At 33.1% G+C, this 10505-nt stretch carries 14 protein-coding genes; 4 read left to right on the forward strand and 10 right to left on the reverse strand.

The genetic code is table 11. The features are described 5' to 3' along the window. Positions 1 to 3: 3 nt before the first annotated feature. From tuf to PHS07_01125, 6 genes are all read right to left on the reverse strand, one after another. Entirely contained in the window at positions 4 to 1191 is a 1188-nt protein-coding gene (tuf, locus tag PHS07_01100; protein ID MDD4606925.1) for an elongation factor Tu, read from the reverse strand. A 70-nt stretch (positions 1192 to 1261) separates the two neighbouring features. Next, positions 1262 to 1600 (reverse strand): hypothetical protein, encoded by a 339-nt coding sequence (locus PHS07_01105; GenBank protein ID MDD4606926.1) that lies wholly within the window; start codon positions 1598 to 1600, stop codon positions 1262 to 1264. Positions 1601 to 1660: 60 nt separating this feature from the next. Continuing rightward, the gene (gene fusA, locus PHS07_01110) at positions 1661 to 3751 is read right to left on the reverse strand and encodes an elongation factor G (protein ID MDD4606927.1); all 2091 of its coding nucleotides are present in this window, start codon (positions 3749 to 3751) and stop codon (positions 1661 to 1663) included. 49 nt (positions 3752 to 3800) lie between these two features. After that, the gene (gene rpsG / locus PHS07_01115) at positions 3801 to 4268 is read right to left on the reverse strand and encodes a 30S ribosomal protein S7 (GenBank protein MDD4606928.1); all 468 of its coding nucleotides are present in this window, start codon (positions 4266 to 4268) and stop codon (positions 3801 to 3803) included. Between the two features lie 37 nt (positions 4269 to 4305). Continuing rightward, a complete protein-coding gene (gene rpsL / locus PHS07_01120) occupies positions 4306 to 4755 on the reverse strand; it encodes a 30S ribosomal protein S12 (protein ID MDD4606929.1) in 450 nt (149 codons plus the stop codon). Between the two features lie 125 nt (positions 4756 to 4880). After that, positions 4881 to 5510, reverse strand: coding sequence for a site-2 protease family protein (locus tag PHS07_01125; protein ID MDD4606930.1), 630 nt, complete (start codon positions 5508 to 5510; stop codon positions 4881 to 4883). A gap of 267 nt (positions 5511 to 5777) precedes the next feature. On the opposite strand from PHS07_01125, the gene PHS07_01130 reads away from it, so the two are divergent. From PHS07_01130 to PHS07_01145, 4 genes are all read left to right on the forward strand, one after another. Then, on the forward strand, positions 5778 to 6314 hold the full coding sequence (locus PHS07_01130) for a hypothetical protein (protein ID MDD4606931.1): 537 nt from the start codon (positions 5778 to 5780) through the stop codon (positions 6312 to 6314). A gap of 468 nt (positions 6315 to 6782) precedes the next feature. Next, on the forward strand, positions 6783 to 6956 hold the full coding sequence (gene rpmB / locus PHS07_01135) for a 50S ribosomal protein L28 (protein ID MDD4606932.1): 174 nt from the start codon (positions 6783 to 6785) through the stop codon (positions 6954 to 6956). 4 nt (positions 6957 to 6960) lie between these two features. Beyond that, a complete protein-coding gene (locus PHS07_01140; GenBank protein MDD4606933.1) occupies positions 6961 to 7419 on the forward strand; it encodes a DUF192 domain-containing protein in 459 nt (152 codons plus the stop codon). A 422-nt stretch (positions 7420 to 7841) separates the two neighbouring features. Beyond that, a complete protein-coding gene (locus PHS07_01145) occupies positions 7842 to 8069 on the forward strand; it encodes a hypothetical protein (protein MDD4606934.1) in 228 nt (75 codons plus the stop codon). Here the strand turns inward: PHS07_01145 and truB are convergent. The 4 genes from truB to PHS07_01165 form a co-directional block, all read right to left on the reverse strand. Continuing rightward, entirely contained in the window at positions 8056 to 8760 is a 705-nt protein-coding gene (gene truB / locus PHS07_01150) for a tRNA pseudouridine(55) synthase TruB (GenBank protein ID MDD4606935.1), read from the reverse strand. The two genes, PHS07_01145 and truB, sit on opposite strands and share 14 nt — an antisense overlap. Next, on the reverse strand, positions 8738 to 9196 hold the full coding sequence (locus PHS07_01155) for a TrmH family RNA methyltransferase (GenBank protein MDD4606936.1): 459 nt from the start codon (positions 9194 to 9196) through the stop codon (positions 8738 to 8740). The genes truB and PHS07_01155 overlap by 23 nt, the downstream gene beginning before the upstream one ends. Further along, entirely contained in the window at positions 9189 to 9752 is a 564-nt protein-coding gene (locus PHS07_01160) for an L-threonylcarbamoyladenylate synthase (protein MDD4606937.1), read from the reverse strand. The genes PHS07_01155 and PHS07_01160 overlap by 8 nt, the downstream gene beginning before the upstream one ends. 2 nt (positions 9753 to 9754) lie before the next feature. Continuing rightward, positions 9755 to 10505: hypothetical protein (locus PHS07_01165; GenBank protein ID MDD4606938.1), on the reverse strand; the 751-nt coding region annotated here is incomplete at its 5' end.

Raw genomic sequence — 10505 nt, forward strand, 5'->3', positions numbered from 1 at the left:
TATTTATTTAATAATTTTAGTAACTACACCTGCTCCAACGGTTCGGCCGCCTTCGCGAATGGCAAATTTTAACTTTTCTTCCATAGCAATTGGTGCAATTAATTTAATTTTTAAGTTAACGGTATCACCCGGCATAACCATTTCTTTGCCTTCAGGAATTTCAACGTCTCCAGTTACATCGGTTGTGCGGATATAAAATTGTGGTTTGTAGCCTTTGAAAAATGGCGTATGACGACCACCTTCGTCTTTAGATAAAATATAGACTTCGGCTTCAAACTCAGTGTGAGGAGTAATTGATCCTGGTTTACAAATAATCTGACCTCTCTCAACGTCGTCCTTTTTAATACCCCTTAACAAAATACCTGCATTATCACCAGCCTGACCTTCGTCTAAAGATTTTTTAAACATTTCGATGCCAGTTACAACAGTTTTAACGGTATCGCGAATACCTACAATTTCAATTTCGTCATTTAAATTAACCTTGCCTCTTTCGATTCTACCAGTTACTACAGTCCCACGACCTTCAATTGAAAAAATGTCTTCAATTGGCATTAAAAATGGTTTTTCAATATCGCGTTGTGGATCAGGTATATATTCATCAATTTTGTTTATTAATTCCATAATGGCATCACCATATTGACCATTGGGATCTTCAATAGCTTTTAATGCTGAACCACGAACAATTGGTGTTTCGTCGCCAGGAAAATTATATTTTTTAAGTAAGTCCCTGACTTCTTCTTCAACTAAGTCAACTAATTCTGGATCTTCAACTTGATCAGTTTTGTTGATGAAAACAACCATAGCTGGTACACCAACTTGACCGGCTAATAAAATGTGTTCTCGAGTTTGTGGCATCGGACCATCAGTTGCAGAGACGACTAAAATAGCTCCGTCCATTTGAGCTGCACCAGTAATCATATTTTTAACATAGTCGGCATGTCCTGGACAATCAATGTGAGCATAATGTTTTTTTGCTGTTTCATATTCTACATGAGTTGTTGCAATTGTAATACCACGCTCTCTCTCTTCTGGAGCATTATCAATTTGATCAACTGATTTTTCTTGAGCAGTTAATCCTTTGGCGGCCAAAACTTTTAAAATTGCCGCAGTTAAAGTTGTTTTACCATGATCGACGTGACCAATGGTACCAATATTAAGATGAGGTTTATTTCTCTCAAATTTTTCTGCCATATTTTTTTATTTAATGTTAATTAAATTATTTTTTAAAAAGATATTAATTATTATATATTAAATTGAAAAATTATTCAAGTGGTTCAGGGTAATAAATTTCTTGACTGGTAATTTCAGAAAAATATTTTTCTTTAAAACTCTGACTTTTATTATTTTTATTATTTAATTCTAAATCCAACCCGTCTAAAGCTTCTTCTTCTTCCAAGGTTTTCAACAGTGCAATTTCTCTGTTTATTTTATCTAATAGTTGTTGCCTTGTCAAGTCTAAACCTGAATTATTTGGGGATAACATTTTTTTGTAAACTTCCATACCCAGAATAACACAGGCTGGCCGGTCATCTTTTAAAACAATTAATTTGTCTTGCGGTTGAATTAAATTAATAATTTCATTTATTGATGATTCTCCCATATTTTATTTTTAAATTAATTTATTTATATAATAATATTTTAAATAAAAAAGTCAAGTTAATTATTTTTTACCTTCGATAATAGCAGTCACAACATTTTGTGGAACAGGATCATAATGAGAAAATTCCATAGTATAACTGGCCCGACCCTGAGTCATAGATCTTAATTGTGTAGCATAACCAAACATTTCAGCCAAGGGTACAATACCATCAACAACCTTAGATTGACCACGATCTTTCATTTCTTTAATTTGCGCGCGTTTGGAATTTAAATCTCCAATCACATCCCCCATAAAATCTTCTGGCGTAATCACTTCGACTTTCATAATTGGTTCTAATAAAACTGGTTTAGCTTTTTTAAATCCATCATTAATGGCGCGAGAAGCAGCAATTTTGAAGGCCACCTCTGAAGAATCGACATCGTGATATGAACCATCAAAAACTGTTACTTTCACATCAACAATTTGATAACCAGCTAAAACGCCATTAGCTAATGCTTCCTTAACGCCCTTTTCAATTGCTGGTACGAATTCTTGTGGAATAGCTCCACCTTTTAATTCATTAGCAAATTCAAAACCTTGACCTCGTTCTTGTGGCTCAAGTCTTAAATAACAATGACCATACTGTCCACGACCACCAGACTGATGAACATATTTACCCTCAGCCTCAGCCATGGCTGTAATAGTTTCGCGGTAAGCTACTTGAGTTTTGCCCGTGTTAGCTTCAACTTTAAATTCGCGTCTCATCCGATCAACAATAATGTCAAGGTGTAATTCGCCCATGCCCGAAATAACAGTTTGACCAGTTTCTTCATCAATTTTAATTTTAAAAGTTGGATCTTCTTCAGCTAAACGTTGCAAGGCAACTCCCATTTTTTCTTGGTCAGCTTTAGTTTTAGGTTCAACAGCAACAGAAATAACTGGATCAGGAAAAGTAATTGATTCTAATACAATGGGTTTTTCTGGATCACACAATGTATCTCCGGTAGTAGTGTTTTTTAAACCAACTGCTGCTGCTATTTCTCCGGCAAAAATTTGATCAACTTCTTCACGATGATTAGCGTGCATTCTAACAATACGACCAATTCTTTCTTTATCGCCTGTTGTTGTATTTAAAACATATGAACCTGCCTCTAATTTTCCAGAATAAACTCGAAAAAAACTTAGCTTACCCACATATGGATCAGTGGCAATTTTAAAAGCTAAAGCACAAAAAGGTGCATCATCTTCAGTTTTTCTAATCATCTCTGATTCATCTTTAAGGTTTTTACCTTTAATATCTGGCAATTCTAGAGGATTAGGTAAATAATCAACAATAGCATCTAATAAAAATTGGACACCTTTATTTTTTAAAGCCGATCCACATAAAATGGGAATAATTTTATTTCCAATAACTGCTTTACGTAAAGTTCTTTTTAAATCTTCTATTGAAATATCTTGACCTTCTAAATATTGATTCATTAAATTTTCGTCCTGCTCAACAATGGCCTCAACCAACTTATGTCTAAATTCTTCTGCCTTTTCTTTAATGTCTTCTGGAATTTCAGTTTTTTCAATTTCTCTTCCCATTTCATCTTTATATATTTCGGCTTTCATTTCAAATAAATCCACAATACCCTGAAAAGTTTCACCGGCACCAATTGGCAATTGTACCGGATAAGCATGGGGATTTAAACGCTCATGAATAGATTTAACGTCATAGTAAAAATCTGCACCCATACGATCCATTTTATTTATAAAAGCAATTAAGGGTACGGAAAATTTTTCGGCTTGATGATAAACTGTTTCTGACTGTGGCTCAACTCCAGCTACACCATCAAAAACTAAGACGCCACCATCTAAAACCCTTAAAGATCTTTGAACTTCAACCGTAAAATCAATATGGCCGGGAGTATCAATAATATTAATTTGACATTTTTTGTCTTGTGGCTCTAGTGGCCAAAAACAGGTTGTAGCTGCAGAAGTAATTGTAATTCCTCGCTCCCTTTCTTGTTCCATCCAATCCATTTCGGCCCCACCCTCATGGGTTTCACCTATTTTATGTTTTTTGCCTGTATAATATAAAATACGTTCAGAAACGGTTGTTTTTCCAGCATCAATATGGGCAATAATTCCAATATTACGAATTTTTTCTAAAGGAAATTGTCTAAGCATGATAAATAATAAAAAATTAAAAAAATAAGTTTAAAAAATAAAATAAAAGCTATCTAGCAAAGTGCGCAAAAGCCTTATTAGCCTGAGCAGACTTAAAGACTTCTTCTTTCTTTTTAATAGCTGCCCCCTCTTCATTGGCAGCCGCCATTAATTCTGAAGCTAATTTTTCTGCCATTGGTTGCCCCTTTTTTGTTTTGGCCGCACCAATAATCCAACGCAAAGATAAAGTTAATTTACGATCGCCTCGAACTGGAAAAGGAATTTGATAGTTAGCTCCACCAACTCTTTTGGTTCTAACTTCGACATCTGGACCAACATTTTTTAAAGCTAAATCAAAAATGTCTAAAGGATTTTTGCTTGTTTTTTGACTGATAATATCAAAAGCTTGATAGATAATTTTTTGGGCTACACTTTTTTTACCCCGAGACATAATGTGATTAATTAATTTAGCGACTGTTACGCTACTAAATTTGGGATCTGGAATAATATCTCTTTTTTTAGCTTTTTTTCCTCTCATATTAGATTATTTAATTTAATAATAATTTAATTTAAATTTATTCTTCACTCTTTGCTTTGCCCTTGGTGACTTTGGCGCCCTTTTTGGCTCCATATAAACTTCGTCCTTGTTGGCGATTGGCAACACCCGTAGTATCATAAACTCCCCGCACCACATGATAACGCACACCAGGCAAATCTTTAACTCTACCACCTCGAACCAAAACCACTGAATATTCTTGTAAATTATGGCCAATACCTGGAATATAAGCTGTCACCTCTTCACCTGAAGATAATTTAACCCTGGCCACTTTACGTAAAGCTGAGTTTGGTTTTTTAGGAGTAACTGTTGTGACCTTAGTACAGACACCTCGTTGAAAAGGTGATCCTTTTGCTATTTCTTTAGTCTTACGTTTTAAAGTATTTAAACGTTTACGCAAAGCTGGCGTTTTCGGTTTTTTAGATTTTGATTTCCTACCTTTACGGACTAATTGATTAATTGTTGGCATACTATAATGATTTTAAAAATAATAAAAAAAGAATTTGTATAAATATACTACATGTAAATTTTCATGTCAAGTAAAATATGTAATTTGGTATTAAATATTAAAAATTTTTATTAATTTAAACCTTATTACAGAATAAATAAATTATGGATGATATTAATAAAAAAGTCAAATATGCCAGTTAAAATTCCGTCACCCAAAAAAACTAAAGCGATCAAAACAAAGACGCCATAGCGTTCAAAATTAATTTTAAAATCAGCCATGGAATCTGGAATAACAGCTAACAAAACTTTTGAACCATCCAGTGGCGGAATGGGAATTAAATTAAACACCATTAATAAAGTGTTGATAATTAATAATAAATATAAAAAATTAAATAAAGCATTTTCATAACCTAAGCCCAAAAATGGATAAACAAATCGCATGATTAAACCAATCAAAATTAAAAAAATTAAATTGGAAGCTGGCCCAGCTAGGGCAACTAAACTCGGACCCCATTTTTGATTTTTTAAATTGTAGGGATTAAACGGCACGGGTTTGCCCCAACCAAAACCGACAAAAAATAAAAAAATAGTTCCCGTTAAATCTAAGTGAGCTAAGGGATTTAAAGTCAAACGTCCCATATTTTTCCCAGTTGGATCGCCTAAATAAAAAGCCGCCGCCGCGTGGGCGAATTCATGTATTGTGATGGCTAATAAAATCGCCACTATCCACATCACAAACATTAATGGATTGGATAACAAACTACTGATTAACATATATTTTATTTTAACATAAAATTCTAAAATTACAAATTCGCAATCCTAAATCCGAAATAAATTTTAAATTAAAAATTTTAAAATCCAAAATTAAATACAAGCATTTGTTGTATTACGAAGGTACTAAGTTATTGACAAAAAAACCATTACAAATTAAGATGTCTATATTGTACATCAACAATTTAACTTCGAAAATCAAACAAAAAACGTGTTCCCTAAAAACAAGGAGGAAAAATGTTATACAGAATCCCAATCATTAAGAGATCTATGCAAATTGGTCAGGGATCGAATGTAAAATGTCGTCACATCGACCAGGTTGGTATCTTTGTCTGTTATGATACAGAGAATCAACTTAATTTGGAAATCATCCGATACCACCTACCGGCTAAAACAAGAGGATTCCGTCTTGTTGAGGCTGATAACCCCAAGGAGGCGTTGGAAAAATTTTTCAATGAACAAGAAGGGGCTAAGATCGGTGGTGAGGGAGAAGAAAACAAAGCCCTATGGATTAATAGGGAAATTCCCATCCAAGAACTTCCCTCTTGTAAGTTATTACACAAAAACAAGAAGGGAGAATTCATCTGTGGAGAGCCCACAGAAGATGGATCAGGAGAAATCGGTATGTGCATACTAGAAGGAGATGATCCTCCTTCTTTTTGCCCCTTGTCTCCTTTCTTCGATCGGCTTTCCAAATTGGAGTTATCCGAATTAGAAAGGGGTGAAGGAAAAATACCAACAGAAACAATCCAAGGGGGTTACCGACTCGTTAGACCTAAAGATATTATGACAACTTCACTCGCGTAAGCGTGTAAAAAATAAGGCCGGCATCCGTCGGCCCTTTTTATTATTTAAAAATTAATTTTTAAATTACCTAAATCTAAATGTTTATTTTAAAACCAACACCTAATGTGCTTAACCCTGGATCCCGCATCAAGTGCGGGATGACGAACGCGTCATTCCCGGCTTAACCGGGAATCCAGTGTTAATCGCTTTTAACTTCTCTCTAAAAAATCTTTTAAATTTAACAAAGCTTATTCTAAAAAATAAGAATCCCCATATTAATTCTAGATCCCCAATCAAGTTGAGGATGACACAAAACCCTGGATCCCGCATCAAGTGTGGGATGACGATTGAAGTTGTTTTTCTATTTTTATGTTTTTATGTTCTTTTGTCCTTTTGTTTAAATGTTTAAATGTTTATATGTACGGCTCTTGATTAAAATTTAAATCTACGCTATAATATTTTCATAAATAATAATCTTATATAAATTATATGTCCAGACAATGTGATGTATGTGGTCGCACGGCTCTACGCGGTAATATCCGCAGTCATGCTAATAACAAAACTAAACACCGTCAACATTTAAATTTACAAAGCAAAACTCTTGACGGCAAAAAAGTTAAAATCTGCACCAAGTGCATCAAAACCTTAAATAAAAATAAATAAGTTTATGAAAAACAAATTTATTTTGTTTTCACTTTTAATTGGCAGTCTGTTTTTTTTAAGCGCTTGTGGCCAATCGTCCAATTCAAAACAAAAAGTGATTTTTTATAAAGACGATCACAAAGTTGTTACTATTCAAACTGAGGTTGTTGATACTCCAGAAAAACAAACTCAAGGTTTAATGTACCGCCAAGAATTGAAAGATGACGAGGGCATGCTATTTGTTTTTGAAAATACCGACATCCGTAGCTTTTGGATGAAAAATATGAATTTCTCAATTGACATTATTTATATTGATGAAAATTTTAAAGTTGTTTCTATTATTAAAGAAGCTCCACCCTGCACTCACAAACCATGTGGTAGTTATAATTCTTTACAACCCGCTCAATACGTAGTTGAAGTTCCAGCTGGTTTTAGTGATAGATATAAAATTGATAATCAATCGACGTTTATTAAAATTAAATAATTGTTATTCTAATCAATAAAGAACAACTTAGTTCTTTATTTTGTTCTTTAAAAGGAGGTCTATTATTTGTTCAACAAAACAAGGTCAAAAATTTTTAACATACCAACTTTGTGCTGGTGTAAAATCTGATCTCGTAGCTACTGCTTTTGGAAAATTCAACGTCGTAGAAAAGGGTGGATCTTTTATTCACACATCAACCAACACTCGAATTGCTAGCTGGGGAAACCTAGATCATACACATATTTGTGTAGATGTTGAAAATCCTCTTTCAAAAGCAATTGCGTATTTAATAGAACCATTTTCGCAAAAATCTGAGCCCGCTTAATTAGCGGGCTTGACTCTTTTTTTAAAAAAGATTAAGATAATTGCAGAACATTTCAACTTAGATCACTGGAGGGAGAATGAATTTTAGAATCAACTTTATGCAGAACAACGCACACATCAAAACGCCTAAAGACGTTGAACAAAAACTAGCCGAGATTGGCATAATTAAAGAAGGTAGAAATCTTTTTTATAAAGGCAAGGAGGTCGGCACCTTTGCCGTCGCCGGTATTTTCGTCTTTCAAATTTGCGAAACCTCTCCTTATTTTTTAGAGATTCAAAATCTGTTAGATTCCTTTACTATCCCAACAGATACTAGTTCTCCTTAAGTCCAGCTCGTCTGGACTTTTTTATTTCAAAATCGCCTATTTTTAATCTTCTTAAATTTTTCAATGTCGCCGGATAACCAAGTCTTCGACCAATCTCTTCACCTACCGAACGCGCATAAGTACCCTTACTACATCGCATTTCTACTTTTAAAATATAATTTTCTTTTTCTTTAAAATAATCTAAAAGTTTTAAATAAAAAATTTCATTTTCTCTTTGGGGTGTTTTTATTTTAACTTTTTGGCGAGCGTATTCATAAAGTTTTTTACCATCAATTTTGATCGCTGAATAAATCGGCACAGCTAATTCAATTTTGCCTTTCATTTCTTGTAAAACTTTTTTAACTTCACTAATTAAAATTTTACTAACTTTTTTTTCGGCAATTATTTCCCCCTCCATATCACCGGTTTGAGTTTGTTTACCTAACAATATTTCCATTAAATAAGTTTTATCTAAATTTAAAAATTGGTTTAATTTCTTTGTACCGCTATTAACACCAATAATTAATAAGCCCGAAGCTAAGGGATCAAGTGTGCCAGCATGGCCCATTTTTTTTATATTTAACTTTTTGCGTAAAATACGAATTACATCAAAAGAGCTAATACCTTTGGGCTTATCAACAAAAAGTATATCTTCAATTGCTGAATTATAAAACTTTAATTTTAAATTTTTATTTTTGTTGAGTGATTTCATAAATAGCAATTCCAAAGGCGACTGAGACATTTAAAGACTCTTTAAACCCACGCATCGGAATAGAAATAATTTTATCAACTTGATTTAAAATTGTTTTAGACAAACCTGTTTTTTCATTACCTAAAATTAAGACAGATTTATTTTTAAATTTAAATTTTTTATCATAAAGTAATTGGCCACCTGTTTCTAAGGCTATAATTTGAAATTTTTGTTTTTTGAGTTCTTGAATAATTTTTGAAATTTGACGAGACTTTTGCCATTTAACTTTTTGCTCGGCGCCCAAAGAAGTTTTTAAAACTTTATAATTTTCTGGCGTTGGGCTATAACCGGTTAAAAAAATTTTATCTATTCCAGCTCCATCGGCCGTACGAAAAATAGAACCTACGTTGTAGGCACTACGAATATTGTGGCAAATGACATAAACTTGTTTAGACATTTTTAATTTTGACCTTGCCTTGTCTTAAAACTTTAATTTCTTCGCCAGTTAAATCGACTAAAGTTGATGGAGATGAATTTAATTCTCCCTGATCAACATAAAAATCAACTTGCTGGCCAAAATAATTCTGGGCTTGCTGAATATTTAAAGCCGGGGCTGAATTTTCTGGATTAGCACTCGGTGCCACCAATGGACCTGTTTGCTGAATTAAATCAATTAAATCTGGTTTATCAGGCAAACGCACAGCTAACGTCTGACTACCTCGGTGTAAATATTTAAATTCTTCGTTTGGACAATTTAAAATTACACTCACCTCGCCTGGCCAATATTTTTCTAAAAAATCTTTGTGCCATTTTTCCAATTTAATTTTAAATAAGTTTAAATCTTGAATTGAACTAATTAAAACAATTAAGGGCTTAGTTAAGTCCCTTTTTTTAATTTGATAAATTCTCTCAACACTTCGAGAATTTAAGGCACTACCCACTAAACCATATAAAGTATCTGTCGGTAAAATTCCAACCTGGCCATTTTTAATTTTTTGAATTATATCTTGCATGTTTATTTCCCTATATAATCCTTATAATCGTCCGCATCTTTCCAGGTTTTCCACGGAATAACAGGATGAACAGTTTTTCCGCCAAATTTAATAGATTGCTTAATAGCTTCCAAAGGATAACCTCCGTAAATATAAGCATTTACATATTGATACCACCATTTCTTGCCGTTTATGCTTATATTTGACCAAAAAAATCTATTATATTTTTCAACTCCAAAAAAATCAATCAAATAATCGGCTAATACTACTGCATTGTCTTGCTCAACTTTTAAATTACTAACCCTAGCAGTACTATAAATAAAATTACCTGCATAAAGTGTCTCTCTTATAATAACATCCTTCTCTGGTGTTATCCCCACAACAAACAACGAAGATGATAAATTTTTATTTTCGCTATTATTATAGTCTTGGTTGTCTTTATTCTCCTTATTTAAAATTTGGGGGTTGTCTAAATTATCAATACAATTTTCACTATCAATACCATCACTACTATTATCAATATTCTGATCAAATTCGTCTCCTTCTATGTTTTCTTCTTCATCCTTATTATTCTCATTATTTGTTGATTCTAAAATAGACGTCTGAGGCAATACGTAAACGGTTAATGGTAATGTTCTTCTATAAACACACTCGTCAGTTGTTTGGCTAGTAGAAATAGTTTCTGTCTCAGTTCCGTCACCATTACGATATTTAATTGTATATGTATATGAAGTGCCACAAGTCAAACTTGTATCCTGCCAAGTATTGGTTTGA

Source organism: Patescibacteria group bacterium, assembly GCA_028707495.1.
GTDB lineage: Bacteria > Patescibacteriota > Patescibacteriia > UBA2591 > JAQWAS01 > JAQWAS01.

Excerpts from the sequence above, each read along its gene's own strand:
- tuf (MDD4606925.1), bottom strand. The coding sequence starts at position 1,191 with ATGGCAGAAAAATTTGAGAGAAATAAACCTCATCTTAATATTGGTACC.
- PHS07_01105 (MDD4606926.1), bottom strand. The coding sequence starts at position 1,600 with ATGGGAGAATCATCAATAAATGAAATTATTAATTTAATTCAACCGCAA.
- fusA (MDD4606927.1), bottom strand. The coding sequence starts at position 3,751 with ATGCTTAGACAATTTCCTTTAGAAAAAATTCGTAATATTGGAATTATT.
- rpsG (MDD4606928.1), bottom strand. The coding sequence starts at position 4,268 with ATGAGAGGAAAAAAAGCTAAAAAAAGAGATATTATTCCAGATCCCAAA.
- rpsL (MDD4606929.1), bottom strand. The coding sequence starts at position 4,755 with ATGCCAACAATTAATCAATTAGTCCGTAAAGGTAGGAAATCAAAATCT.
- PHS07_01125 (MDD4606930.1), bottom strand. The coding sequence starts at position 5,510 with ATGTTAATCAGTAGTTTGTTATCCAATCCATTAATGTTTGTGATGTGG.
- PHS07_01130 (MDD4606931.1), top strand. The coding sequence starts at position 5,778 with ATGCAAATTGGTCAGGGATCGAATGTAAAATGTCGTCACATCGACCAG.
- rpmB (MDD4606932.1), top strand. The coding sequence starts at position 6,783 with ATGTCCAGACAATGTGATGTATGTGGTCGCACGGCTCTACGCGGTAAT.
- PHS07_01140 (MDD4606933.1), top strand. The coding sequence starts at position 6,961 with ATGAAAAACAAATTTATTTTGTTTTCACTTTTAATTGGCAGTCTGTTT.
- PHS07_01145 (MDD4606934.1), top strand. The coding sequence starts at position 7,842 with ATGCAGAACAACGCACACATCAAAACGCCTAAAGACGTTGAACAAAAA.
- truB (MDD4606935.1), bottom strand. The coding sequence starts at position 8,760 with ATGAAATCACTCAACAAAAATAAAAATTTAAAATTAAAGTTTTATAAT.
- PHS07_01155 (MDD4606936.1), bottom strand. The coding sequence starts at position 9,196 with ATGTCTAAACAAGTTTATGTCATTTGCCACAATATTCGTAGTGCCTAC.
- PHS07_01160 (MDD4606937.1), bottom strand. The coding sequence starts at position 9,752 with ATGCAAGATATAATTCAAAAAATTAAAAATGGCCAGGTTGGAATTTTA.